This window comes from Tepidiphilus baoligensis, from assembly GCF_012911495.1.
Taxonomy (GTDB): Bacteria; Pseudomonadota; Gammaproteobacteria; order Burkholderiales; family Rhodocyclaceae; genus Tepidiphilus; species Tepidiphilus olei.
This window is the reverse complement of the sequence record NZ_JAAAUB010000007.1, coordinates 25,455-48,747: the sequence shown is the minus strand read 5'-3', so window position 1 is coordinate 48,747 and position 23,293 is coordinate 25,455. Positions and strand designations below refer to the sequence as shown.

Here is a 23,293-nt window from a genome sequence, read left to right as displayed (position 1 = left end):
TGTGTTTCGCTATTGGATGATGAAGGAGCGGAAGAGTACCGCTTGGACCGGGCCGGTCGGCCCCTGCGGTTGCTGACCGGCAGGAGGGGGAGGATAGCCGAGCACACGGTTGATCTCGTCGGTGAGCTCACGTGCGAGTTGTTCTCGCCCTTGGGGGGTGACGAGCTCCGAGGGAAGCTTGCTCGAGAGCAGCAGATTGATCCGGTGCTGTACCTCCGGGAGATACTGTTTGAGGGTGGCATCGAATTTCGAATCGGCCAGGCGCAGGACGATGATGGTCTGAAGATAGCGCTCGCCTTCACCCGGCGCGAGGTTGACGACGAAGGGGTCGAGCGCCACGAACACGGGCGGCGAACTCGGGTTGACGGTGATCGGTGGGGGGGTGGTGGGTCGGGTAATCGAGGTGGGATCGGCTCCCTCCCCTGATTGGGCGCTGCGCTGTTTGATGAGCAGCAGCGTCAGGGCGCCGAGCGCGAGAAGCGCCAGCAGCAGAAGCCCGACCAGCAGCAGGACGAGTAGCTTGGTCTTCTTGCTGATGCCGGTAGCAGCTTCGGGGGGGGCGCTTTCGCTCTCCGGTTTTTCCTCGGGCTTGGCCATGGGTCTTCTCGCTCTCGATCGTTCTTGAGTCAGGATAGCGCGACATTATCCTCCGCCGAGCGCCGAAAAGCGCCATCGACCCGGCTCAATTCGACTTTCAGGCGTAGTGATCGATTAGGCCGCGCTGCAGTAGGCGCCCTACATCCTCTTCTCTGGCAGGGGATGCTTGGGAGCGGCCCTCGTTTGTAGCGGAGGTGGAAGCGGAGCCGTTCTGGTTTTGCTGGTCGGAAGAATCCCCCGTGCTCACGCTCGTCTGCCCCAGCGACATACCGGCCTGGGCGAGCTGCTCGCGCAAGTGGGGCAGGGCATGCTCGAGGGCGTCACGGGTGGCCTGGCTGGCCGCGACGAAATGCGCCGTGAGCTGATCGTTGTTGACGATGAGGCTGATTTCCAGCTTGCCGAGCGAAGGCGGGGTGAGCTGGAGCTCGGCTTTGGTCTCGCCGCGCCCAGCCAGCCAGACCAGGCGCTGCGTGGTTTCGCTCGCCCAGCGCTCCACTTCGGTGGGTGGCGTATGCACGGAGAGCGTGCGCGTTTCCGCGGCCGGTGAGGAAGACGGGGCGGGGGAGAAAGAGGAAAGCGCAGGGTGACGCGAGGCAGCGCTTCCTTCGGAAGGATGCCCAGAGGGTATCGTGCCTTTTTCTACGCCTTCGGACGTGTTCAGAGGGTCTGGCTGCAGCGTGATCGGCGTCGCCTGAGTCGTGTCCGATTTGGGGCCGCGATCGAATGGCGGCACAACCCCTTCAGGCAAGGGCAGCCCCTGCCGGCTGGCTCGAGGGCTGCGTTGGGCGTGCTCGGGCAGGGGGGTGACCGAGACCGAGGATTCGTTCGCGTCGCGCAAGAGGCGTTCGATCGCGGTTTGCAGCGGTTGGGGGGCGGCTGGGGCGAGGGGTCGTTCGGGATTCTCGGTCGGGGAAGCGGGCGAGCGGGAGGGATCCTCTAGGACGATGGAGCGAAAATGCTTGGCTGCGGCCTCGAGCGATGCAGAGGCGGTTGATTCGGCCGATTTGCTCGTGGCGGCGGAAACTGCAGGGGAGACGGCAATTTCTGCCGATGCGGCCGAGGGCACGAGGACGTCGGTTTTCGGCTCGGAGGCGCTGGGGCCACCGCTTGCTGCCGGTGCGGAAAGGAGTATCACCGCCCCGGGAAGAAGGCCGGGATCGGAGGGTGAGAGCGTGTCCTCGAGCGGGGTAGTCTTTTCCTCGTTCGTGTCGTGGTTTGAGGACACCGCCTGAGACTGCGCCGTTTCTGACACTACCGCGGGTGCGGTTGCCGTCGCGTCCCCGTTGGCGGTGGGTGCTGGCGGCGCGACCGGGTCGGGCGCAGGTTGTGCCGGTGCAGGGGGCTCGGGCGTGTCGGTGCGTTTTTCCGGGGTGGCGTTCGTCGTCGAGGGCGGTTGCTCGTTCGCCGGCCTCGGGGCAGAGGAATTCTCGCGTGATGCGTTTCGGGTCTCGGCGTTCCGGCGCTCGAGAAGCTGGGCGAAAGTATCGCCCGTTGGTGCGGCCTTGGCAGCCTCGGTGAAATTAGAGCCACGGAGGACATCGATACCCTGGGGGGCGACGGTTTGCAGGTTCATGAAACACTCCCGAGAGGGCGATGACGACTGAACATGAGCAAAAAGGGTGCCAGAGTTCAGAATTCTCGTTCACGGCGCAGATGATTCTGTGTCGCATGTTCATCGAGTGCTTTCTGTGCCAGCCGTTCTGCCTGGGCCATCGCTTCGGCATCGGCGCGCGTTTCCAGCACTTCGAAAGCGCGGCGACGGGTGCGCGCCGCCAGCCACGCGCGGCGCGATTCTTCGAGCAGATGCCTCAGGCGCTCGAGCTCTGTGTGCTGTAGCATGAGCGCTTCGTCGAGCCGCGCCAGAAAACCGCGGTGGTTGACGATGAGCTCGGGCGGGGCCGCGTCGCGCAGCGCCTGGCGCAGTTTTTCTTCGTATTCGCTACGAAAACGTTCGAGCAGATCACGCTTTTCCTCCGCGTCGCGATGGCGGCGGATACAGGCGCCCATCGCTTCGGCCGCTTCGTCCTCCTGCCGCTGCATCAGCTCACGCAACATGCGGAACCGGTTCTTGCTCATGGAAGCTTCCCTTTCAGGCGAGCACGCGGCGCAAGCCTTCGCAGGCCTCGGTAAAGGACACGCATTCGTTCATGCCCTGTTGCAGGAAAGCGGCCATCGCCGGCTGGCGTCGTACCGCTTCGTCGAGCTCGACGTCGGCGCCGGGCTGGTAGGCCCCCACGGCGATGAGATCCCGTGCGCGCTGGTAGCGCGACCAGAGTTTCTTGAAGCGGCGGGCGAGCGTGAGGTGTTCTTCGCTCACCACCTGGGGCATCACGCGCGAGATCGACTGTTCGATGTCGATGGCCGGGTAGTGACCGCTGTCGGCGAGCGCACGCGAGAGCACGAAGTGACCGTCGAGAATGGCGCGGGCGGCGTCGGCAATGGGATCCTGTTGGTCGTCGCCCTCCGTGAGCACGGTGTAGAAGGCGGTGATCGATCCCTGATCGTCGGTGCCGTTGCCGGTCCGTTCCACGATTGCGGGCAAACGGGCGAATACCGAGGGGGGATAACCCTTCGTCACCGGCGGCTCGCCCACGGCGAGCGCGATCTCGCGCTGCGCCATGGCGTAGCGGGTGAGTGAATCCATGATGAGGAGTACGTGGCGCCCTTCGTCGCGGAACTGCTCGGCGATCGCCGTGGCATAGGCCGCGCCTTGTAGCCGCAGCAGGGGGCTCACGTCGGCGGGGGCGGCCACCACCACGGCCCGCGCGAGCCCCTCTGGGCCGAGGTTTTGTTCGATGAATTCCTTCACTTCCCGGCCGCGCTCGCCGATCAGCCCCACGACGATCACCTCGGCCACGGTGAATCGGGCCATCATGCCGATGAGCACCGATTTCCCCACCCCCGAGCCGGCGAAGAGCCCCAACCGCTGACCCCTTCCGACGGTGAGCAACGCATTGATCGCGCGGATGCCCACGTCGAGCGGCGTGTCGATGGGCGTGCGGGCGAGCGGATTGATCGGCGGGGCGAAGAGCGGACGCAGCGTGGCGCCGGCAAGCGGTCCCTTGCCGTCGAGCGGACGTCCCGCCGCATCGACCACGCGCCCCAGCAGGGCTTCTCCGGCCGGCAGGTGCTTGGCGCGATCGGGTGAAGGCGCCTCGGGGATCTCGTCGGCATGCAACGGAATGGGCGGCGGTTCGGGCGGCAGGACCCGCGCCCCAGGCGCGAGGCCATAGACTTCCTCCGTGGGCATGAGAAAGAGCTTGTCCCCCTGAAAACCCACCACTTCCGCTTCCACGCTGCCGCCCGTGGGGGTTTCGATGCGGCAGCTCGCCCCCAGAGGCAGCTTGAGACCCATGGCTTCCATCACCAGGCCATTGATGCGCACGAGCCGCCCGGCCTTGGTGAAAACCGGCGTGTGGCGCAAAGCTTCGCGCCAGGTGCGCAGGCGCTGCTGCAAGGGATCGAGGATGAGTGCTTCGGTCTCGCTCATGGGGCACCTTCCCGCGCATCGTCCGGCACGTGGGTTTCTTCTCCCCAGCTGGCGCTCTCCGGCCAGAGACGGGCGACGAGTCGGCGCCAGCGGTTGGGCAGGGTGGCATCGGTCACGTGGGAATCGGATTCGACGAGACAGCCTCCGCGCGCGATCGAGGCATCGGCGATGAGCCGGTGGCCCCCCTTGGCGAGTTCGGCGTCGAGCCCCTCTCGCACCAGAGAGAGATCCTCGGGGTGAAGACGAATCGTGAGATGCGGCGCGCCCTCTTCTTCGAGCAGGCGGCGCACGAGGGAGACGATGCGTTCGGGCGAAGTGCGCAGCTCGTCCTGCAGCACGTGGCGGGCGATTTCGACGGCGAGGGCGGCGATCTCTTCGGCCAAAGCCTCGCGCGTGCGCTCCGCCAGGTGCTCCAGTCCTTCGATCAGGGAGTCGGCCAGCGCCAGGCGCTGCTGCCATTGCGCCTCGTACTGCGCCCGGGCCTGGGCTTCCCCTCGGGCCCGCCCTTCGGCCTCGCCTTTGGCGTAGCCTTCCTGATGGCCCTGGCGCCGGCCTTCTTCTTGCCCTTGGGCGAGACCTTCGGCGCGCCCGGCAGCGTACCCTTCCTCGTGGCCGGCGGCGAATCCTTCGCGGCGGCTCTGCTCATAGAGCGATTCGAGTTCCTCGACCGTGGGCAGCTGCACCCCTTGGCGCGCCGCTTCTGCGCCGACCGATGGTCGATCTCGCCGGTTTTCCGCCTCGTCGAAGGAAGGCGGTTGCCAGGGACGGTAGAGGCCGGTGGCCTGATGACGGTCGATCGCCACTCACACTGCTCCCAGGGTCATATGAACCCTTCTTCGCCGCCCTTGCCGGGCATCATGATCGTTCCTTCGTCGGCCAGACGCCGCACGATCTTGAGGATCTCCTTCTGCGCCGCCTCGACCTCGGACACGCGCACCGGCCCTTTGGCTTCGAGATCCTCGCGCAGCATCTCGGCGGCGCGTTGGGACATGTTCCTGAAGACTTTCTCGCGCAGCTGCTGGGAAGCGCCCTTGAGGGCGATGACGAGCTGGTCGTTCTGCACCTCGCGCAACACCGTCTGCAGGCTGCGATCGTCCATGTCGATGAGGTTCTCGAAGACGAACATCTCGTCGAGGATTTTCTGTGCCAGATCCGGATCGTATTCGCGCACCGCCTCGATGACTTCGTTCTCGAGCTGGGTTCCGGCGAAGTTGAGGATCTCGGCCACGTGCCGCACGCCGCCCATCGCCTTGCTCTTGGTGCTGGAAGCGGCGTTGGCGAGGAGATTCCCGAGCGCCTCGTTGAGTTCCCTGAGCGCCAGGGGTTGGACGCCTTCGAGGGTGGCGATGCGCAGAATCACCTCGTTGCGCAGGCGCTCGGGGAAGTGCTTGAGGATCTCCGCTGCCTGATCGAATTCGAGATGAACGAGGATGGTGGCGATGATCTGCGGATGCTCGTTCTTGATGAGATCGGCCGCGGTGGCCGGGTCGAGCCATTTCAGGCTCTCGATCGCGGCGGTGTCCGAGCCCTGCATGATGCGGGCGATGATGTGGCTCGCCTTGTCGTCGCCCAGCGCCTGGGTGAGCATCTCGCGGATCTTGTCCGGATCGGGTTCGATCGGGGCCCCGCGTTGTACGTATTGGATGGCCTCGTCGAGCACCTCTTCCACTTCCTCGCGTGGTTTGGGCGGCAGTGAGGCCATGACGGTGCCCAGTTTCTGCACTTCCTTGGGGCCGAGGTTCTTCAAGACCTCGGCCGCTTCGGCCGGGCCGAGCGAGAGCAGCAATAAAGCGGCGCGTTCGACGGGGTCCTCGCTCATCTCAACGTTTCTCCGTGGCTCCGAGCCACTCTCTGATCAGGTTGGCGAGCAGCTTCGGATCGTTCTGGGCGATGCGGCGCAGTTCGGCGAGCTTGCGCTCGAAAGGCGCGGCGGGTGAAACGCCGCCCAGCTGCACGATCGCCCCTTCCTCTTCGGTCTCCGCGGCCGCGGCTCGAGGGGCGCTTTGCACTTCTTCCCTCTCCGCCTTGGTGGTTGCGGTGCGCACGAGCGGCCGGATCACGCCGAAATAGACGATCGCCAGAGCCACGGCCAGCAGCAGGTAGCGCAGAGCTTCGCGGACCAGTTCGACCATGACCGGATCGCTCCACAGGCGTTTCCACCAGGGCGGAGGAATTTCTTCCAGCTTGCCGGCGAAGAGCGCCCCGGAGACGGTGATGCTGTCGCCGCGCGTCGGGTTGAGCCCGACTGCATTCTGCACCAATTTCTCCAGCTGGGCGAGCTCTTCGTCCGAAGGGATGGTCTTGACCCCTTCGCGCGTGGTCTCGGTCTTCTGGTTGATGACCACGGCCACCGTGAGGCGGCGCACGTCGCCGAGCGCTTTTTTCGTGTGCTGGATCGTGCGGTCGAGCTCATAGTTGATCGTGGCGGTGCGCTCGCGCTTGCCTCCGGCAGCGGCGGCGGCAGCGCCCTGTCCGACTTCCGGCGTGGTGATGGGCGCGGTGGCAGGCACCGGCGGCTGGTTGGTGAGCGCGCCCGGCACGCCCTGCGGCACCTGCTCGCCGCCGTAGCGCTCTTCGATGCGCTGGCTGCGGATCGCCTGTTCCGGCGCCGGATTGGGACGGTAGGATTCGCTCGTGAGTTCCGTCTGGTTGAAATCGACGTCGACGGCCACCTGCGCCTTGAAGTTGCCCGCCCCGACGATGGGTTCGAGGATGGATTCGACGCGTCGAACGTAGGACGCTTCCATCTCCTGGATGAAAGCCAACTGCTTGGCATCCAGATCGCCCTTGTTCTGATTCGGCGAGCGGGTGAGGAGGTTGCCGGACTGGTCGACCACGGTGACGCGATCGGGCGTGAGCTCGGGTACGCTGGAGCTCACGAGATGGACGATGCCGGCAATCTGCGCTTCGTCCAGCACCCGGCCGGGGCGTAGCGTCACCATCACGGAGGCCGCGGGTTTTTCCTTGTCGCGCAGGAAGCCCGTTTTCTTGGGAATGGCCAGATGCACGCGCGCGGCCGACACCGCGCCGATGTTCTGGATCGTGCGCGCGAGTTCCCCTTCCACCGCGCGCTGGTAGTTGATCTGCTCGGCGAACTGGGTGATGCCCAGCTTTTGATTGTCCATCAGCTCGAAACCGACGTTGCCGCCGCGCGGCAGCCCCTGCGCCGCCAGTCGTAGGCGCAGGTCGTGCACCTGGGAAGAGGGCACGAGGATGGCGCTGCCGTTGTCGGAAAAACGATACGGCACGTTCATCTGCTGCAGCGAGGTGATGATCGCCCCGCCGTCGCGTTCGTCCAGGTTGGAGAAGAGCACGGCATAGTCGGCGGGCTTGGACCACAAGAGCAGCCCCACGATGAGGGCGATCGCCAGGGCGAGCGCCGCGCCGGCGGCGAGTTTCTGCTGCAGGCTGAGCGCCCCGATGCGCTCGATCAGGTTCGTCAGCGCCGGCGGCAAGCGTGCCGGGGTGGGGGCTCGTGCGCTCAGCGTCGTATCGGCCTCGGCCATGATGTCTTCTCCTGCCGTAGGGGCAACGGTCTCATGCTGCATTATCGCGCGTCGAGCGGCAAGCCGTCGCGGAAATAGCGGCAAAAACCGCCGGCAATTCCTGCCGCCGCCGCTTTCGCGTATAGTAAGAAACCATGACCGCCGATTCCGCCGCCTCGCTCACGCCCGAACAGCTCGCCCTCGCCTTCGAGCAGTTCGCCCGCGCCTCCGACGCGCTCACGCGCTCCTACGAGGCGCTGCAGGCGCGCGCCCGGATGCTCTCCGAGCGGCTGGAAGTGCTGCTGCAGGCGTTGCCGGCCGGCGTGCTGGTGCTCGATGCCCAAGACCGCGTCGTGCAGGCGAACCGGGCGGCCAAGGCGCTGTGGCCCGGCCTCGAGCCGGAAGGCCGCGCGTGGGCGGAACTTGCCGCCACGCTCCGGCCGACCGACACGCCGCAGGAAGTGGAGTTGCCCGTGCCCGACGGGTCGGTTCGCCGGCTCGACCTCTCCCGGGCCGATCTCGCCGCGCACGGCGGGCGGCTGCTGCTGCTGCACGACGTCACCGAAGCGCACCGCCTGCGCCAGGCGATGGAGCGCAACCTGCGGCTCGCCGCCATGGGCGAGATGGTGGCTGCGCTCGCGCACCAGCTGCGCACGCCGCTTGCCGCCGCCATGCTCTACGTCGGCAACCTCGCCGCCGCCGAGCTGCCGCCCGAGCGCCGCGCCCAGCTCGCCGAGCGGGCGCAGGAGCGGCTGCGCCACCTCGAACGGCTCATCGGCGACATGCTGCTCTTCGCACGCGGCGAAAGCGGCGCGCGCGGGCCGGTGGCGCTGGAGCCGCTCGCCCGCGAGACGCTGCACGCCCTCGAACCGCTCGCCGCCGCCAAACACGCCCGGCTCGAGGGCGCGTTCGAGCCGCTCGCCGGTGCCTGGGTCCATGGGGATGCCAAGGCGCTCGCCGGCGCCCTCACCAATCTGCTGGAAAACGCCCTGCAGGCCATCCCCGAAGGCGGCACGGTGCGCCTCAAAGGGGAACGCGAAGGGGATCGCGCCCGTCTCATCGTGAGCGACGAGGGCCCCGGCATTGCCGCCGACACACTGGAGCGCATTTTCGAACCGTTCTTCACCACCCGCAGCGAAGGTACGGGGCTGGGGCTGGCGATCGCCCGCGGCGTGGCGCGGGCGCACGGCGGGGACATCGAAGCCTTCTCCCGCCCCGGCGAGGGCAGCCGCTTCGTGCTCTCGCTGCCGCTTTCCCCACCGCCAATGGAGGACGCATGAGCGAACCGCTGCCGATCCTCATCGTCGAGGACGACGCGAACCTGCGCGACGCCGTCGCGCTCACGCTGGAAGTGGGCGGCTACCGCCCCATCGCCGTCGGCTCCGGCCCCGAAGCGCTCGCCGCGCTCGAGCACGAAGCGTTGGCCATGGTGCTCACCGACCTCAAAATGTCCCCCATGAACGGGCTCGAAGTGCTGGACGCCGTGCGCCGGCGGCTGCCGCAGCTGCCGGTGGCCATCATGACCGCCTATGGCGACGTCGCCAGCGCCGTGGCCGCCATGCGCGGCGGCGCCTGCGAATTCCTCCTCAAGCCCTTCGAGCCGGCGGCGCTCCTCTCCCTCGTGCGCAAGTACGCCCAGCCCGGCGGAGACGACGAACTCGTCGCCGCCGACCCCGCCAGCCGCCAGCTGTTGCAACTGGCCGAACGCGTAGCCCAGACCGACGCCACCGTGCTCCTCGAAGGCGAATCGGGCGTGGGCAAGGAAGTCTATGCCCGTTTCCTGCACCGCCACTCCCCGCGGCACGACGGGCCGTTCGTGGCCATCAACTGCGCCGCCATCCCCGAGCACCTGCTCGAAGCCACCCTCTTCGGCCACGAGAAAGGCGCCTTCACCGGCGCGAGCACCGCCCAGCCCGGCAAATTCGAGCAGGCGCAGCACGGCACGCTGCTGCTCGACGAGATCTCCGAAATGCCGCTCGCGCTGCAGGCCAAGCTGCTGCGCGTGCTCCAGGAAAAGGAAGTCGAGCGCCTCGGCGGGCGCAAGCCGATTCCCCTCGACGTGCGCATCGTCGCCACCACCAACCGCGACCTGCCCGCGGAAGTCGCCGCCGGGCGCTTCCGCCAGGATCTCTACTATCGCCTCGCCGTCTTCCCCTTACGCATCCCGCCGCTGCGCGAGCGCCCCGGCGACATCCTGCCGCTCGCGCAGCGCTTCCTCGCCGTGCACGGCGCGCGTTTCGGCAAGAACGGCGCCACGCTCACCGACGAGGCGGCACGAATCTTGCTCCAATACGATTGGCCCGGCAACGTCCGCGAACTGGAGAACACCTTGCAGCGCGCCCTCATCCTCGCTCCCGGCAACGCGATCGACGCTGCGGCGCTCACCGCCTGCTTGCCTGCGCGCGCGGGCTCGCAGGCCAGAGCAGCGCAAGAACCGAGGGCAGCGGCAGTCGCGGCGCCGAACTCCGCTCCCGTGGCGCACGAAGAGGAGGGCGGTGCCCAGACGGTGCGCGAGCGCGAGCGCGAGCACATCCTGCGCGTGCTGCGCGAAGTGGGCGGATCGCGCAAGCGCGCGGTGGAGCGGCTCGGCATCTCCGAGCGCACGCTGCGCTACAAACTGCAGCGCTACCGCGCCGAAGGCTACGCGATCCCGGGCGACGAACAGTGCTAGAATGAACGCAGCCGCCGCAGAACAGGAGGCATGGCATGGACACCAACGGCATCAACCAGCTGCTCGCCGAAATGCAGCGCGCCCAGGCGCTCGCCCAGGGCAAGCCAGCCGCCGCCGAAGCGCCGCAAGGAGCCGGGCAGGTCGATTTCGCCTCCGTGCTCGATTCCGCCCTCAAAGACGTGAGCCAGGCGCAGAGCCAGGCGCGCGAGCAAGCCGATCGCTTCAGCGCGGGCGACCCCAACGTCGACCTGCAAAACGTCATGATCGACCTGGAAAAGGCTTCGCTTGCCTTCAACCAGATGGTGCAGGTGCGCAACCGTCTGGTGAGCGCCTACCAAGACATCATGAACATGCCGGTGTGAATCACCCCGCTCCTAATCCCGCCTTGCGTGCGGACAGCTGTTCCCGCTGCAATTCGAAGAGGAAGCGGTAGAGGCGGTTCGCCGCTGCCGTGGGCATGCCGATGAAACGAAAGCCCACCCGTGTGGGAACGGCCCTCGCCGGTCCGGGGGTATCGAGCGGCAGGATGCTGCGCACCTCCATGGCCGTTTCTAGCCAATCCATGGGCGGCAGTATGAGGCGCGCGCCGGCGAATTGGTGGCCGTGCGCGGGCGCGGGGACCTCGGGCGGAAAGAGCAGGGCGACGCCCCCCACGCTCAAATCCAGGACGCGCAGCTTCAGCTTGGGCTCCTCCGCCTGCAAGGGCGCAAAAGCCGGATCCGACCACGGTAGCTCGCACCACCACGTGGGCGCGGGCGGCGGCAGGCGGAAGAACTCCCGGCGCTGCAAGCGCAGCACCGTTGAGGGCAAAGGCGCGCCGAGGCCCATCACGCCCTGATGTTCGACACGCACCAGCCGCGCGCAGGCAAACTGCACCGTCACTCCTTCGAGCTTGCCCTGGCAGATCACGCCCCATTGCGTTGCCAGGCGGTTGAGTTGCTCGTCGCCACAAGGGTCGAGGACGAGATGCTCCTCGCTGACATTCAGGAGCACGGACGTGAAGAGATAGCGCCGCTCGGCAAAGATGCCCAGCTGAACCCGACGCTCCGCCAGGCTTCGCAGCAAAAACGCGATCTCGCGAGGAGAGCGCAAGAGGAGATCGGGGTGGCGCTCGGGATCGTAGAGCTCGATGCGCAAGGGGGCGGAAGACATGAAGGGAGCAAGATCGTTGGCAGGCTGGTCATGTTATAGCATACTTTCTGGCGGCGGAGCGCGTGGAGGCAGGGGATTGCCGCCACCGCCCTCTTGCTCCAGTCGATAGACCCAGGCGAGCAGCTCCGCCACCGCCACGTAGAGCTGGGGCGGGATGCGCTCGTCCAGATCGAGCTTCATCAGCAGCGAGAGCAGCTCAGGCGACTCGTGCACATACACGCCCGCCTCGCGCGCGCGCTCGAGGATCTGCTCGGCGATCAGCCCCTGCCCCTTGGCGACCACCCGGGGTGCAGGCTCGCCCGACTCGTAGCGTAACGCCACCGCGGCGAGGCGCTCGCCCGTCGCGGTTTCCGCTCGTTCATTCTCCGGCTGCATCCATCCCCTCCTGCGCCGCGACCTCGATCTTCGTGACGCGAATGCCGTCCGCCTCCAAAGCCGAGGCCAGCATGGGCGCCGCGGCGCGCATCCGCGTCAAAGCCGCTTCCTGGCTGGCCGTGAGACGCAATTCGAGCGTTCCGTGCTGCCACTGCAGCTGCGCCGTCACCTCGCCCAGGCGGGGCAGGGTCAGCCGCAGCGTGGAGCGCCACACCGGCGCCTCGCCTTCCTCCCCTTCGGCCCTTCCGTCCTGCTCTCCCTCCGCCTCGATGCGCCACTGCACGAGCAAACCCGGCCAAGGGGCGAACTGCACGTTCAGCTGCTGGGTGGCCAGGGCGTCGAGCTGATGTTGCACGATCGGCACCAGCCGTTCGGGAATGGCGCTGGCGCTCGCAGGAGGGGCGCCCTGTGCGCCCTCGCTTGCCGTGGTCGCTGCCGTTGCGCCGCCCGGGGGCGCGCCGCGCTCGGGCGCGACGGCGGGGCGCGCCGCAGCCTCCTCGGCGCCGGACGCAGGGATCTGCCCGGAGAGAAAGGCCGCGAGCAGCCGCTCGGCGTTCCCCGGCCCGGCAGCGCCAGGGGCGTTGCGCATGAGCCAGGTCAGCAAAGGGGAGGGCGCGGCGGCCGCTACCAACGCGGCGCGCTCGGCCGACGAAACCTCTTCGCCGGCAGCGCCAAGCGCGGCGGAGGCAGCCGCAAGGGAGGCAGTGCCAGCGGCAGGCGCGGCGCCCGACGGCGGCGCCTCTGCGCTCGGAGCCGCCGGCGTTGCCCGCGCCACGAGGTTGTGCGGCTCGGCGCGCAGGGATTCGAGCGGATACTGTCCCCGGACCCACCGTGCCAGATGGGATTCGTAGAAGAGTCCCGAGCGCTGCACGCTGTCTTGCAGCGCCGTGGCCAGGCGCTGTACTTCCGCGGGCGATTGGGGCGGGGTGGGCAGCAGCGGCGCGGCTCGTTCCGTGCCGGCAGGCAGGGGCAGGCGCTGCGGGGTGGGCTGCGTCAGCACTTGCCGCAGAAGCTCGCCGGCCGAGGAGAGCCGGGTGTGCGCCGAGGCACCCGCCATGCCCCGATCCGCTCCTTCCTGCCCTTCCTGACGGCGGGCGTAAATGGTGCCGCCTACCTGCCGCTCGACCACCAGCTCCAGGGTATCGCCGCTCTTCACCGGCTGGTCGAGCGCGAGCGTCATTTCACGCCCTGCCACTACCGCCTGGTAGGTGCCCTCGGGCAACGGTCGCTGGATGGTGGCGCGCAGCACCTGCCCCGGGAGCACCTCCGGCAGGCGCTCCGGAAGGGGGCGGATGCGCTCCACCCCGCCGACCTGCGTCTCGGGGCGCAGCAGCTCCGCCTCGACCATCATGCGTATCCGCGCAGCGAGGTCTGGCGGGATCATCTCATCACCTCCGGGCGCCTAGGGAAACGCTGAATGATTGGCTGCGCGGGCGAATCGCTGCGTTGCGCGGTGTTCGCTCATTTCTTCAGCGTCTCTCTGGAGCGGCGCGCTCACGTCGGAGGCAGCGCACCCCAGGCGCGCAGCAGTTTCTTCAGGCTCGCATGCGCCGGCAGCAAGTGTGCGCCGGCCGCCTCCAGCGACGCGCGCGCCGCCACGATCGCCGCCCGCCGCTCGGGCAAGGCCGGGTCGTGCGTCGCGCACCAGGCGCGGTCGGCCGTCGTCAGGGCGTCGAGCGCACTCATCAGCGCCGCCGCGCGATCCCAGTCGTTCGCCTCGGCGGCGGCGGCGAGCGCCGCGCAGCCGCGCGCGAGCTCCGCCCATGGCGCCTCTTCGATGGGCGTCGTCATCGACTCACCCCGCCGCGGCCGCGGCCTGCTGGCGCGGCATCTCCGCCCAGGCTTCGCGCAGGGTGCGCAGCAGCCCGCTCACCTCCTGCACCGCCGCGGCGTTGTTGGTGGCATTCGCCTGCGTCAGGCGCTCCACCATGTAGTCGTACAAGGCGGCGAGGCGCTCGCCCAGCTCGCCGCCGCTCTCCACGTCCAGCGAGGCGTGCAGCCCGTCGTGGATGATGGCGATGGCCCGGCTGATGGACTGGGCGCGCTTGGGAATGTCTTTTTGCTCCATGGCCACCACGGCCTGCGCGAGCGCCATCAGCGCGCCGTCGTAGAGCATCAGGATGAGCTGGTGCGGGTCGGCGCTTTGCACGGCGGTCTCCAGGCTGACTTGCGAATAGGCGTTGGCGCCTCGCATCCGGTTGAACATGCCTTTTCTCCTCGACATCACTTCTTCGTGCTCGCCATCAGGGCATCGAACTGCTGCTGCAGGTAGGAGCCCAGGCTCGCGTACTGTCCCACGATCTTGTCCATCGCGTTGAACTGCCGTCGATAGTTCTGCTCGATGCGTTCGAGCTGCGACTCCAGCCGCTCCTTCTGCTGATCGATCAGCGTCACGCGGGCGGTCAGCCCCTGCACGCGCGCATCGAGCAGCCCGCCCGTTTGCAGGTTGGCCTCCAGCACCGGAGCCAGCCGTCGCGCCAGCCCCGGCTGCGCATCCGTGCCCACCAGCATCTGGTTCACCGCCTCGGGCGTGTTCTGTAGTGCCTGTGCGAACCGGGCTTCATCCAGGCTCAAAGCACCCTTGTCGTCGAAGCTCAGCCCCAGATCGGTGAAATTGCGCAAAGGCCCGCTACCCGTGAGCGAATTGAGGGAATTGCGCAGCTGGCTCTGGATCGTGCGCACCGAAGCGTCGCCGGACAACGGCCCGGCCGTTCTCGTTTCCGGATCGTAGTAGGAAAGGGTGTGGAGGGTGTTGTTCACCGCGTTGTAGGCATCGACGAAGGACTGCATCGCCTCCTTCAGCGCCGCATCGTCGCGCTTCACCGTGAGCCGGGCCGTCTGCTCGGCGGTCACGGAGCGCAGCTCGATCGTCACGCCGGGGATGAGGTCCTCGATCGTGTTCGAGGGACGGGTCACGGTGAGCCCGTCGAAAGTGATCTGCGCGTCCTGTGCCGCTTGCACCAGATAGAGGCTGCTGCTCGGATCGGTGGGCGGAGGATCCTCTGGGTTCGGGTCGAAAGTGAGCTCCTCGAGCCCCCCGGTGCCCGTGAGCGAGAACGCCTGGCTCTTGCCGGTCTGCGCACCCGTGAGCACGAGCTGCCTCACCCCGCCGTTGTCGACGATGGATGCGCGCACCAGGGAGCCTGCCTGGTCGTTGATGGCGGTGCGCAGATCCTCGAGCGTGCCGCCGGTAAAATCGATCTCCACGCTCTGGCCGCCGGCACTGATGGTGAGGGTGCCCGCGCCGGGGTTGAAACCTTCGGTGGCGTTGGTGGCCACGCGCTGCGCCTGGGCGAGCCGTTGCACGCCGATCTCGTGGGTACCCGTGGCGGCGCCGGCGCTCGCGGTGGCGGTGAAGCCGGCCCCCTCGCTCACCGAAGCCGCGGCGGCGAAACGCACGCTGGGATCGTCGAGCCGTTTCACCGCCGCTTGCAGCGTGGCCAGAGCCGACTTCACCTGACCGAAGGCCGAGATCTGCGTCTGTACCGTGCTCTTGCGCTGCTCGAGCGCGACGATCGGCCGGCGCTCGATCGACATCAGCTGCTCGACGATGCCGTTGATGTCCAGCCCCGAACCGATGCCGCTGGAAGTGATCGTGGCCATGGCCGTCTCCTCAGGCTTTCTGGTGTACGAGCAGGCCCTGGAGCTTGTCCAGCGCCTGGGCGATCTCCAGCATCTCCTTGGGCGGAATCTGCCGGATCACTTCCCTGGTGGAGGTATCCACCACCTGCACGACCATCTTGTTGAAATCCTGGTCGAGGGTGAACTGGATGCCGGCGCTGGAGAGCGTCTCCACCGCCTTTTGCACCCGCTCGACCGCGCCCTGCAAGGTGTCGCGGTCGATGGCGGAAGATTGGGCAGTGGCGGCGGTGCTGCCTGCCGGCGCCGTCGTCGCCGAGGCGGTGTCGCTCGAGCGCGCGGTGGTCGTCGTGCTCGCTATCGTGTCCGCCACGGCGGCGGAAGGCGCCGGCGGGCGCGGCGGCTCGGTCACCACCGTGCTCGCGGCGCCCTGCGGCAGGGATACGGAAGAAATCGGGACGTTCATGGTCAATCTCCCCAAGGGGAACGGGCGGCGCCAGGGATCATGCTAGACCCTGCGCCGCCCGTGTCAAGCCCCGATCAGCGCAGGAGCGTGAGCACGTTCTGCGTGGAGGCGTTCGCCTGCGCGAGCATCGCGGTGCCGGCCTGCTGCAGGATTTGCGCCCGCGAGAGGTTCGCGTCTCGGCGGCGAAGTCCGCATCCAGCACCCGCGAGCGGGCGGCCGCCACGTTCTCGCTCGTCACCGAGTTGCTCGACACCACCGAGCTGAAGCGGTTCTGGATCGCCCCGAGGTCGGCGCGCAGGTCATCGACGTAGGCCAGCGCCCCATCGACGATCTTGAGCGCGTCGTTGGCGCCTTGCTGCGTACCGATGTCGATGTCCGCAACCGATTTGAGCTCCCCGTAATTGGCTGTGTTAGCTGCGTCGAACAACTCTCCTGCCACGGAGACGCTGACACTGAAAGGTCCGGACGAATTGAAGGTGACTTCGCCACCGACGCGGGTGCTATTATTTCCTCCGCTCGTCAAAGCGACCGCATTACCCTCACTTCCGGCGACCGAGATCGTGCCCCCGGCGCTATTGTTGAACCCTTCGATCCCGATATCGTACCCTTCAGCCTGAACCAGCGTCAATTCGCCCGTTTCTTTATCAAAGGAGGCGGATACGCCGGTGGTGCCGGTCGTCTGGTTGATCGCATTGGCCAGTGCAGACAAATCATTGGGATCGGTGATGTCGGCTGTGACCTGCGCGGTTTTGTCGTTAGCTCCATGCAGAGTAAAGCTGACCGTTCCTGCGGAAGCCAAGGAGCTCATCGTAACGGTCGTGCGCGCGGTGGCGGTTACGCCCGTTTTCTCGCTTTGACTATTGACCGCATCAGCGATTTGTTTGGCCGTTACGCCAGCGGTGATGGTGGTTGCCGAGGAGAGCGTGGCTTCGCCGCGCGGGCCTTGGATGGTAATGTCCTGAGCGGACATGTTGTTCGCTGTGGGATATCCGGCTGAGGCCGCAACCGCGGCTTCGATCCCTGCGGAGCCGGTGGTCGAAATTTGGTAGGTGCCGATTGATGCGGCCCGAGAGTCTCCGATGGAGAAACCGATGGTTTGGTTGGCGTAAGCCCCTACTTGGAACTGCTGGCCGGTGAAAGAGCCATCGAGCAGGTTCTTGCCGTTGAACGAAGTTTGGGTGGCGAGTCGCGTGATTTCCTGCTGCAGCTGGTTGACCTCCTTCTGCAGCGAGGCGCGGTCGGTGGCGGTGTTGGTGTCGTTGGCCGACTGCACCGCCAGCACCCGGATGCGCTGCAGGGCATTGGTGACTTCGCCTAGCGCCCCTTCGGCGATCTGGGCTACCGACATGGCGTCGTTGGCGTTGCGCGTGGCTTGGTTGAGGCCGTTGATCTGCGCCGTCATGCGGTCGGAAATCGCCAAGCCCGCCGCGTCGTCCTTGGCGGAGTTGATGCGCAGGCCCGACGAGAGCCGCTGCATGGCGGTCTGCATGTCGTTCTGGCTCTTCAGGAGGTTCCGCTGCGCGTTGAGCGAGGCGATGTTGGTGTTGATGACGGATGCCATGATGGTTCTCCTTGCGTGAGTGGCTTACTGGGTTTGGTAGGAGTGTTTACGGCATCATGCGGCCGGACTTGAGGAATTTTCCTCACCGGGCAGTATGGCGCCGGCGCGCGCGGGCTTGGGCGTTTTGTGCTCGCGCCGCCACAGTTCGTCGGGCACGCCGGCGCGGCGGTTGTAGACGCGGGCGAGCACGAAGAAGAGGTCCGAGAGGCGGTTGAGGTAGCGGCGCGGGGCGGAGTGCAGCGCTTCTTCCTGGGCGAGCGCCACCACCGAGCGTTCGGCGCGGCGGCAGACGGTGCGGGCAAGATGCGCGAGCGCCGCCGCGCGGCTGCCGCCGGGCAGGATGAATTCCTTGAGCGGGGGCAGATCGGCGTTGTAGGTCTCGATCAGCGCTTCGAGCCGCGCCACCTGCGCGTCGGTGAGCACGGCCGCGCCGGGAAGGCAGAGTTCTCCGCCCAGGTCGAAGAGGGCGTGCTGGATTTCGGCGAGCACCGCGCGCAGGTCTTCGTCCGAGGTTTCGCTCGCGAGCACGCCGACCACGGCGTTCAACTCATCGACTTCGCCCAGCGCCTCGATGCGCCGGCTGTTCTTGGCCACGCGCGAGCCGTCCCCGAGGCCGGTGGTGCCTTCGTCGCCCGTGCGGGTGGTGATCTTGGAGAGGCGGTGTCCCATGTGGTGCTCCTTGGAGGAAAAGGCGAGCCACGTGCGAAGAGCGTGGCGTTTTTCGCCGAACCTCGGTATAATACAGGGCTTGCCGGAGAGGTGGATGAGCGGTTTAAATCGCACGCCTGGAAAGCGTGTTCAGGGGAATACCCTGACGCGGGTTCGAATCCCGCCCTCTCCGCCAGCATCCCCGGGCGCCGACGATGCAAAAACTCCTCTTCCTGCTCGGCATCCTCTTTCTGCTCGCGGCCGTGCTCTGGCCGTGGCTGTCGCGTTTCCCCTTCGGCCGCCTGCCCGGCGACATCGTCATCGAACGCGACAATTTCACGTTCTACTTTCCCATCACGACCAGCATCCTCGTCTCGGTGCTGCTCTCGCTCTTTTTTTGGTGGTGGCGCAAGTAGAGCGAGGGGCGATCGGTTCGCTACAAAGCGTTGCCGGAAGCTTGACATGCATCGGAGAATGGATATAATTTCAATCTCCGTTGCGCGCCCGTAGCTCAGTTGGATAGAGTACCTGGCTACGAACCAGGGGGTCGTGGGTTCGAATCCTGCCGGGCGCGCCAAGAATCGGAACCCGGAGCCGCCGGTGCGGCTTCGGGTTTTTTTAATCAATAGAGCACGCTTGCCAGCTTGCGCCGATACTCGGCCACGAGCGGGTCATCTCCAAGCAGCTCGAACACGGAAAGCAGCGTCTTGCGCGCCGCCTCGTCGTTCCAGCGTCGGTCGCGACGAATCATCTCCAGCAATTCATCCATTCCTTGCGCATAGTGCCCCGCTGCCACCAGATGTTTGGCAAGCCGCAGTCGCGCTTCCATGTCGTCGGGGTTGCGGGTGAGGCGCTCGCGTAGCGCCATTTCGTCTTCCGCCGCCGCGCGGGCGAATTCGAGTCGCGTAACGAGCCGTTTGGTCGCCTCGTCGAGTCGCCCAGGCGTAGAGATGGCATCGAGCTGCGCTTGGGCCTCTTCGAGTCGGCCGAGCTCGATCAGCACCTCTGCCAACGCGCGTTTGACTTCATCGTCCTCTGGTGCGAGTGCCGCTGCGGCTTCCAGGCGCTGCAGGGCGGCAGCCAAGTCGCCGCGTCCGCGTAGCTGCGCTGCCTCGCGCAGTAGATCGTCGGCTGGCGAGGGGAGCAGTCGCTCGATGAATTCTCGTACCGCCCGCTCCGGCATCGCTCCGGTGAATTCGTCGACCAGTTCGCCATGGCGAAACGCCTTGACGTTGGGTATGCCGCGCACGCCGTAGCGAGCGGCGAGCGCCGGGTTCTCGTCTGAATTCACCTTGGCGAGCAGGAAACGGCCACCGTATTCCTCGGACAGCTTTTCCAGGATGGGCTTGAGTACCCGACAGGGGCCACACCATGGCGCCCAGAAGTCGACCAAGACGGGAACCTCGTGTGAGCGTTCGAGTACGAGAGCGGGAAAAGTACGTTCGTCGACGTCGAAAGAAAATTGACTCATCGTTTCCTTTCCTGATGTTCGACAAAGGATGACAGGGAGAGCTCATTGAGCGCCGGATATGCCCATATGAGGATGAAACCTGGCTGCGACAAGGATGAAAACGAATGCAAAGCACAGAGCACGCCCAAGCTCCATCATAGTCCGAAAACCTTGGAATCCGCTAGGCAACACGAGGGTGCGCAGGGCGTCGACCAAATCCGAACAGCGCCGCTACAGTGTCGCCGGAGAGCCTCGGATCGACACCCAGCACCAATGCCCAGCCGGGGGCGAGGCTGAACAAGAATCGTGTTTGCGCAACACCGCTTTTGCAGCGGCATAATGTGTGTTCCGTTCGGCTGACTACCCCATGACCGCGCCCGCCTGGCTTGCCCCGCTCCTCACCCGCAAGATGCTGGTCTGCGTCTTCACCGGCTTTGCCTCGGGGCTGCCGCTCTACCTGCTCGTCAATCTGCTGCCCGCTTGGCTGCGCAGCGAAGGCGTCGATCTCACGACCATCGGCTTCTTCGCCCTGATCCAGTTTCCCTACACCTGGAAATTCCTCTGGTCGCCGCTGCTCGACCGGTTTGCGCCGCCGCTCGGCCGGCGGCGCGGCTGGATGCTGATCACCCAGATCGGCCTGTTGTTTTGCATCGGCGGCCTGGGCGGGTTCGATCCGCGGACGCACATTTTCGCCATTTCCTGCCTCGCCACGCTGCTGGCGCTCTGTTCTGCCACGCAGGACGTGGCGCTCGATGCCTTTCGCCGCGAACTGCTCGCCGAGGCGGAATTGGGCTTGGGCAATGCCGTGCATGTCAATGCCTACCGGCTCGCCGGCCTCGTTCCCGGTTCGCTGTCGCTGATCCTCGCCGATCACCTGCCGTGGAACGTGGTCTTCTGGATCACGGCGCTGTTCGTGCTGCCGGGCATGGCGATGGCGCTCTTCATCCGCGAGCCGGCCATCGTCGACCGGCCGCGCACCCTGCGGGCGGCCTGCATCGAACCCTGGCAGGAATTCATCGGCCGACGTGGCTGGCGCGATGCTTTGTGGATTCTGGCTTTCCTGTTTCTCTACAAGCTGGGCGACTCGCTCGCCACCGCCTTGTCGACGCCGTTTTACCTGGACATGGGCTACGGTAAGACCGACATCGGCCTGATCGCCAAACATGCCGGTCTGTGGCCGGCCATTCTCGGCGGCATGGCCGGCGGCCTGTGGATGGCACGCATCGGTATCGATCGCGCCCTGTGGTTCTTCGGCCTGGTGCAGATGCTCACCATCCTCGGTTTTGCCTGGCTCGCCTGGCTCGGCCCTTTTGAGCACATCGGCACCTTCGAGCGCGCCGCGCTCGCCGGCGTGATCTCCGCCGAATACCTGGGCGTCGGACTGGGAACGGCGGCCTTTACCGCCTTCATCGCGCGTACCACCCATCCGGCCTACACCGCCACGCAGTTCGCGCTCTTCACGAGCCTTGCCGCCGTGCCGCGCACCGTGGTCAATGCCTTTGCCGGCGTGCTCGCCGAGCACCTGGGCTGGGTGAATTTCTTTTTCTGCTGCGTGGCACTGGCCGTGCCGGGGATGCTCTTGCTCGTCCGTGTCGCGCCTTGGCGTCGTTGTTCGCCCGATTCGACGCGATGAGGCGGGAAAGATCATTCGATCATCACGCGGAAAAATGGAGCATGCACACCAAAAAGCGCTCAGCCAGAGCCGCGCAGGCGGAACCGCCCCAGCCCAAACGCAGTGCGCTTGCCCAGGTGCAGGCGTTCGGCGTGCCTGAGCAGGGGCAGCAGGGCGCGCAGGCTTTCGCGGGGGCCATGCACTTCGAGGGGGCCGAGCAGTCCGCCGAGCGGATGACTGCGCCCTTGGCTGCGACTGTAGCGGTGCAGGTCGACGGGGAAGAGGCCGCGTGCGTCGATCGTGATCGCCTGCCAGAGGGTAGGGTCGGCGGTGAGGGTAGATAGGCGCTCGCCGCTGAGCTGATCCCATTGCTGCAGCCGGCGCACGAGCAGGCGGGCGAGGTCGGCCGGACGTAGCCGTTTGGCATCGGCAACCACCGAGCCGTGCTGCTCGACACGTAGGGGGGTGTCGAATTCGAGTACGAGGCGCTCGCCGATCGTTTCTTCCGGCAGTTCCCTTACCGGTGGCAAGAGTGTTCGCTCGATCGGCCCGTTCGCCTGGCAGCCGCTGCACAGGCGGGGGTGGTTACCCCAGGCCCGGCGCAGCGCCCGCTCGATGATGTCGGCGTGGGAAATCGCCGGTGGCAGCAAGGTGAGGGCAAAAACGATCGGCTCTTGCACCGATTGGGGTGCATAGGGGGGCGGCTCCACCACGTAGGCCGGAATACCGTCACGCAGGGAGGGGTGTAGCGGGGCGGGGGGAGCTTCGGGATCGAAGACCACGCCATAAGCACAGCGCCGGCGCACCGGGCAACCTTCACAGGAAGGCGCTGCCGTGAGGCAGGAGAGCCGCCGCAAGGCTTGGCCAAAAGCACCGCGCAGCTCGTTGCCGAGAAATCGGCCGCGGGGGGGCTGGACGAGCCGCACGGGCACGCGCAGCTGGAGCATCGGGCTCATGGGGTTTGTGGAGAGAGTTTGTCGAGTTCGAGCTTCTTGCGGATGTCCTTGAGAGAGATATCCGCAAGGCGGGGCAAGTAGGTTTCGATTGCTTGCCGGGCAGCGGCGCGATCTTCCGCGCTCCAATCGGCGGCTTGAGCATCCTTGGCCAGTTTCTGGGCTTCCTGATAGTCTCTCTGCCCGATCTTGCTCTTGGGGCGATGGGGGCGTTCCAGTTCCTTTTCGGCGTAGTCGATGAAGGCTTGGATGCGTTGGCGCTGGGGTGACAAGGATTCTATTTCGGCTTGCTTGCGCGCCGCTTCTCTGGCGGCTTGCTCTTGGGCGTAGTGTTTGGCTTCGGCGGCAGGGTCCCGCTGCATCGCGCCGTAGCCCACGGAGGTTTTGGCGCCGAAACCGAGCCAGTCGAAGGCGTGCGCGAAGGCGGCTTCCAGGAGTTCCTGCCACCGCGCCTTGCCTTCGCCATCGACGGCGAGCAGCGAGGGGGCGTCAGGAAGGGGCTCGCGGGTGAGCCGAGCGAGGTGTTCGGTGTGGCAGCGTAGGCGAAAGACGAAGCGAGCGCCCGGAGCGAGCGTGAGAAAGGGGATGGGGACGGGGTCGGCGCATTCGTGCGGGGGTTCGCCGTCTTGGTAGTAATGGGATTGGTGTGGCGTCATGATCTCGACGAGGAGGGAATTCCCTTCGATGAGCGGAACCACGTCCCAGAAGTCGAGCGCTCCGCGAACGTGTTCACCGTCCCCTGCGGCGGGTTCGCGGCCGAAGAGCACGTCGATCACCGACAGGGAGAGGTTCCGTGATTTCAGCGTGAAGGAAGGCCGATCCAGTCCGAACCAGGGAGTGTCCTCGCCCCAGTCGCCACGGGCAAGCTCTTGCGCCGCCCGGCGCAACACGCCTTTGACGCCACTGCCGGCCAGGTAGGGAATGCCATAGGGGAAGAGGAAGGCGAACCCGTTCTCCAGCGGATGCTCGTTGCCTAGCCCCGTGGTGAAAGGAGAGGTGGACACGGCTTCGAGCCGCAGACGGGACGATTCGGGCAGGGTGGAGGCTAGCGCATCGAATCGCAGGTTGATGGCCTGCATCGCCTCGCGCTCGCCGGCGCTCAGCCGCGTGACTTGCCGCCAGGCATCGCGCGCGGCGGCGTCGTTCTTGTTCCAACGGTCGGTCCAGATCGGGAGATAGAGGCCGAAGCGCAGGCCGGAAGAAGCTTGACTGAAATCTTGCCCCAGATAACGGGGGATGGCGGCAAGAGGCATG

24 protein-coding genes and 2 tRNA genes are annotated in these 23,293 nt (G+C 66.6%); 7 read left to right on the top strand and 19 right to left on the bottom strand.

The window, feature by feature from the left end; translation table 11 throughout:
- Positions 1 to 9 precede the first annotated feature (9 nt).
- From GV368_RS06210 to fliF, 7 genes are all read right to left on the bottom strand, one after another.
- Entirely contained in the window at positions 10 to 597 is a 588-nt protein-coding gene (locus GV368_RS06210; RefSeq protein WP_169115902.1) for a flagellar basal body-associated FliL family protein, read from the bottom strand.
- Positions 598 to 694: 97 nt separating this feature from the next.
- Positions 695 to 2,170, bottom strand: coding sequence for a flagellar hook-length control protein FliK (locus GV368_RS06205; RefSeq protein ID WP_169115901.1), 1,476 nt, complete (start codon positions 2,168 to 2,170; stop codon positions 695 to 697).
- A gap of 56 nt (positions 2,171 to 2,226) precedes the next feature.
- Complete coding sequence (fliJ, locus tag GV368_RS06200; protein ID WP_169115900.1) at positions 2,227 to 2,673, bottom strand: flagellar export protein FliJ; 447 nt, start codon at positions 2,671 to 2,673, stop codon at positions 2,227 to 2,229.
- A gap of 13 nt (positions 2,674 to 2,686) precedes the next feature.
- Positions 2,687 to 4,087, bottom strand: coding sequence for a flagellar protein export ATPase FliI (gene fliI / locus GV368_RS06195; protein ID WP_142804320.1), 1,401 nt, complete (start codon positions 4,085 to 4,087; stop codon positions 2,687 to 2,689).
- Positions 4,084 to 4,890, bottom strand: a complete 807-nt coding sequence (locus GV368_RS11645; RefSeq protein ID WP_169115899.1) for a flagellar assembly protein FliH — start codon at positions 4,888 to 4,890, stop codon at positions 4,084 to 4,086. The genes fliI and GV368_RS11645 overlap by 4 nt, the downstream gene beginning before the upstream one ends.
- 17 nt (positions 4,891 to 4,907) lie before the next feature.
- A complete protein-coding gene (fliG, locus tag GV368_RS06185) occupies positions 4,908 to 5,906 on the bottom strand; it encodes a flagellar motor switch protein FliG (protein ID WP_169115898.1) in 999 nt (332 codons plus the stop codon).
- A 1-nt stretch (position 5,907) separates the two neighbouring features.
- A complete protein-coding gene (gene fliF / locus GV368_RS06180) occupies positions 5,908 to 7,593 on the bottom strand; it encodes a flagellar basal-body MS-ring/collar protein FliF (RefSeq protein ID WP_169115897.1) in 1,686 nt (561 codons plus the stop codon).
- A 134-nt stretch (positions 7,594 to 7,727) separates the two neighbouring features.
- On the opposite strand from fliF, the gene GV368_RS06175 reads away from it, so the two are divergent.
- The 3 genes from GV368_RS06175 to fliE are packed head-to-tail and all read left to right on the top strand — an operon-like array spanning position 7,728 to position 10,605.
- Positions 7,728 to 8,852, top strand: a complete 1,125-nt coding sequence (locus GV368_RS06175; protein ID WP_169115896.1) for a sensor histidine kinase — start codon at positions 7,728 to 7,730, stop codon at positions 8,850 to 8,852.
- Complete coding sequence (locus GV368_RS06170; RefSeq protein ID WP_169115895.1) at positions 8,849 to 10,243, top strand: sigma-54-dependent transcriptional regulator; 1,395 nt, start codon at positions 8,849 to 8,851, stop codon at positions 10,241 to 10,243. Before GV368_RS06175 ends, GV368_RS06170 begins: the two co-directional genes overlap by 4 nt.
- Positions 10,244 to 10,278: 35 nt before the next feature.
- Complete coding sequence (gene fliE, locus GV368_RS06165) at positions 10,279 to 10,605, top strand: flagellar hook-basal body complex protein FliE (protein ID WP_142804326.1); 327 nt, start codon at positions 10,279 to 10,281, stop codon at positions 10,603 to 10,605.
- Between the two features lies 1 nt (position 10,606).
- Here the strand turns inward: fliE and GV368_RS06160 are convergent, their stop codons facing one another.
- The 9 genes from GV368_RS06160 to GV368_RS06120 form a co-directional block, all read right to left on the bottom strand.
- Positions 10,607 to 11,395 (bottom strand): flagellar brake protein, encoded by a 789-nt coding sequence (locus tag GV368_RS06160; protein WP_169115894.1) that lies wholly within the window; start codon positions 11,393 to 11,395, stop codon positions 10,607 to 10,609.
- A gap of 33 nt (positions 11,396 to 11,428) precedes the next feature.
- On the bottom strand, positions 11,429 to 11,770 hold the full coding sequence (locus GV368_RS06155) for an EscU/YscU/HrcU family type III secretion system export apparatus switch protein (protein WP_169115893.1): 342 nt from the start codon (positions 11,768 to 11,770) through the stop codon (positions 11,429 to 11,431).
- A complete protein-coding gene (gene fliK, locus GV368_RS06150; RefSeq protein WP_169115892.1) occupies positions 11,754 to 13,154 on the bottom strand; it encodes a flagellar hook-length control protein FliK in 1,401 nt (466 codons plus the stop codon). The genes GV368_RS06155 and fliK overlap by 17 nt, the downstream gene beginning before the upstream one ends.
- A 110-nt stretch (positions 13,155 to 13,264) precedes the next feature.
- Positions 13,265 to 13,561, bottom strand: coding sequence for a hypothetical protein (locus tag GV368_RS06145; protein ID WP_169115891.1), 297 nt, complete (start codon positions 13,559 to 13,561; stop codon positions 13,265 to 13,267).
- A 4-nt stretch (positions 13,562 to 13,565) separates the two neighbouring features.
- Complete coding sequence (fliS, locus tag GV368_RS06140) at positions 13,566 to 13,976, bottom strand: flagellar export chaperone FliS (protein WP_142810925.1); 411 nt, start codon at positions 13,974 to 13,976, stop codon at positions 13,566 to 13,568.
- Between the two features lie 17 nt (positions 13,977 to 13,993).
- Complete coding sequence (fliD, locus tag GV368_RS06135) at positions 13,994 to 15,373, bottom strand: flagellar filament capping protein FliD (RefSeq protein WP_169115890.1); 1,380 nt, start codon at positions 15,371 to 15,373, stop codon at positions 13,994 to 13,996.
- 10 nt (positions 15,374 to 15,383) lie between these two features.
- Positions 15,384 to 15,815, bottom strand: coding sequence for a flagellar protein FlaG (locus tag GV368_RS06130; RefSeq protein ID WP_169115889.1), 432 nt, complete (start codon positions 15,813 to 15,815; stop codon positions 15,384 to 15,386).
- A gap of 37 nt (positions 15,816 to 15,852) precedes the next feature.
- Entirely contained in the window at positions 15,853 to 17,376 is a 1,524-nt protein-coding gene (locus GV368_RS11640; protein ID WP_194240911.1) for a flagellin N-terminal helical domain-containing protein, read from the bottom strand.
- A gap of 54 nt (positions 17,377 to 17,430) precedes the next feature.
- Entirely contained in the window at positions 17,431 to 18,045 is a 615-nt protein-coding gene (locus GV368_RS06120) for a cob(I)yrinic acid a,c-diamide adenosyltransferase (RefSeq protein WP_169115888.1), read from the bottom strand.
- Positions 18,046 to 18,129: 84 nt separating this feature from the next.
- Here GV368_RS06120 and GV368_RS06115 point away from each other — a divergent pair.
- From GV368_RS06115 to GV368_RS06105, 3 genes are all read left to right on the top strand, one after another.
- Positions 18,130 to 18,220 (top strand) — tRNA-Ser (locus GV368_RS06115).
- A 19-nt stretch (positions 18,221 to 18,239) separates the two neighbouring features.
- Positions 18,240 to 18,440, top strand: a complete 201-nt coding sequence (locus tag GV368_RS06110; RefSeq protein WP_169115887.1) for a DUF2905 domain-containing protein — start codon at positions 18,240 to 18,242, stop codon at positions 18,438 to 18,440.
- Between the two features lie 84 nt (positions 18,441 to 18,524).
- A tRNA-Arg gene (locus tag GV368_RS06105) sits at positions 18,525 to 18,601 on the top strand.
- Between the two features lie 45 nt (positions 18,602 to 18,646).
- Here the strand turns inward: GV368_RS06105 and GV368_RS06100 are convergent.
- A complete protein-coding gene (locus GV368_RS06100) occupies positions 18,647 to 19,495 on the bottom strand; it encodes a thioredoxin family protein (RefSeq protein WP_169115886.1) in 849 nt (282 codons plus the stop codon).
- Between the two features lie 346 nt (positions 19,496 to 19,841).
- Between GV368_RS06100 and GV368_RS06095 the strand changes: the two genes are divergently transcribed.
- Positions 19,842 to 21,107: an AmpG family muropeptide MFS transporter gene (locus tag GV368_RS06095; protein WP_169115885.1), complete on the top strand. Its 1,266-nt coding sequence runs from the start codon at positions 19,842 to 19,844 to the stop codon at positions 21,105 to 21,107.
- A 59-nt stretch (positions 21,108 to 21,166) separates the two neighbouring features.
- Here the strand turns inward: GV368_RS06095 and cas6 are convergent, their stop codons facing one another.
- Both cas6 and cmr6 read right to left on the bottom strand, forming a co-directional pair.
- Positions 21,167 to 22,042 carry a CRISPR system precrRNA processing endoribonuclease RAMP protein Cas6 gene (gene cas6, locus GV368_RS06090; RefSeq protein WP_169115884.1) on the bottom strand — a complete coding sequence of 292 codons (876 nt, stop codon included), beginning with the start codon at positions 22,040 to 22,042 and terminating at the stop codon, positions 21,167 to 21,169.
- The gene (gene cmr6, locus GV368_RS06085) at positions 22,039 to 23,292 is read right to left on the bottom strand and encodes a type III-B CRISPR module RAMP protein Cmr6 (RefSeq protein ID WP_169115883.1); all 1,254 of its coding nucleotides are present in this window, start codon (positions 23,290 to 23,292) and stop codon (positions 22,039 to 22,041) included. Before cmr6 ends, cas6 begins: the two co-directional genes overlap by 4 nt.
- Position 23,293 lies beyond the last annotated feature (1 nt).

Bases quoted from the DNA above. Each gene is read 5' to 3' on its own strand.
- GV368_RS06210 (WP_169115902.1), bottom strand. From the start codon at position 597: ATGGCCAAGCCCGAGGAAAAACCGGAGAGCGAAAGCGCCCCCCCCGAA.
- GV368_RS06205 (WP_169115901.1), bottom strand. From the start codon at position 2,170: ATGAACCTGCAAACCGTCGCCCCCCAGGGTATCGATGTCCTCCGTGGC.
- fliJ (WP_169115900.1), bottom strand. From the start codon at position 2,673: ATGAGCAAGAACCGGTTCCGCATGTTGCGTGAGCTGATGCAGCGGCAG.
- fliI (WP_142804320.1), bottom strand. From the start codon at position 4,087: ATGAGCGAGACCGAAGCACTCATCCTCGATCCCTTGCAGCAGCGCCTG.
- fliG (WP_169115898.1), bottom strand. From the start codon at position 5,906: ATGAGCGAGGACCCCGTCGAACGCGCCGCTTTATTGCTGCTCTCGCTC.
- fliF (WP_169115897.1), bottom strand. From the start codon at position 7,593: ATGGCCGAGGCCGATACGACGCTGAGCGCACGAGCCCCCACCCCGGCA.
- GV368_RS06175 (WP_169115896.1), top strand. From the start codon at position 7,728: ATGACCGCCGATTCCGCCGCCTCGCTCACGCCCGAACAGCTCGCCCTC.
- GV368_RS06170 (WP_169115895.1), top strand. From the start codon at position 8,849: ATGAGCGAACCGCTGCCGATCCTCATCGTCGAGGACGACGCGAACCTG.
- fliE (WP_142804326.1), top strand. From the start codon at position 10,279: ATGGACACCAACGGCATCAACCAGCTGCTCGCCGAAATGCAGCGCGCC.
- GV368_RS06160 (WP_169115894.1), bottom strand. From the start codon at position 11,395: ATGTCTTCCGCCCCCTTGCGCATCGAGCTCTACGATCCCGAGCGCCAC.
- GV368_RS06155 (WP_169115893.1), bottom strand. From the start codon at position 11,770: ATGCAGCCGGAGAATGAACGAGCGGAAACCGCGACGGGCGAGCGCCTC.
- fliK (WP_169115892.1), bottom strand. From the start codon at position 13,154: ATGATCCCGCCAGACCTCGCTGCGCGGATACGCATGATGGTCGAGGCG.
- GV368_RS06145 (WP_169115891.1), bottom strand. From the start codon at position 13,561: ATGACGACGCCCATCGAAGAGGCGCCATGGGCGGAGCTCGCGCGCGGC.
- fliS (WP_142810925.1), bottom strand. From the start codon at position 13,976: ATGTTCAACCGGATGCGAGGCGCCAACGCCTATTCGCAAGTCAGCCTG.
- fliD (WP_169115890.1), bottom strand. From the start codon at position 15,373: ATGGCCACGATCACTTCCAGCGGCATCGGTTCGGGGCTGGACATCAAC.
- GV368_RS06130 (WP_169115889.1), bottom strand. From the start codon at position 15,815: ATGAACGTCCCGATTTCTTCCGTATCCCTGCCGCAGGGCGCCGCGAGC.
- GV368_RS11640 (WP_194240911.1), bottom strand. From the start codon at position 17,376: ATGGCATCCGTCATCAACACCAACATCGCCTCGCTCAACGCGCAGCGG.
- GV368_RS06120 (WP_169115888.1), bottom strand. From the start codon at position 18,045: ATGGGACACCGCCTCTCCAAGATCACCACCCGCACGGGCGACGAAGGC.
- GV368_RS06110 (WP_169115887.1), top strand. From the start codon at position 18,240: ATGCAAAAACTCCTCTTCCTGCTCGGCATCCTCTTTCTGCTCGCGGCC.
- GV368_RS06100 (WP_169115886.1), bottom strand. From the start codon at position 19,495: ATGAGTCAATTTTCTTTCGACGTCGACGAACGTACTTTTCCCGCTCTC.
- GV368_RS06095 (WP_169115885.1), top strand. From the start codon at position 19,842: ATGACCGCGCCCGCCTGGCTTGCCCCGCTCCTCACCCGCAAGATGCTG.
- cas6 (WP_169115884.1), bottom strand. From the start codon at position 22,042: ATGAGCCCGATGCTCCAGCTGCGCGTGCCCGTGCGGCTCGTCCAGCCC.
- cmr6 (WP_169115883.1), bottom strand. From the start codon at position 23,292: ATGCCTCTTGCCGCCATCCCCCGTTATCTGGGGCAAGATTTCAGTCAA.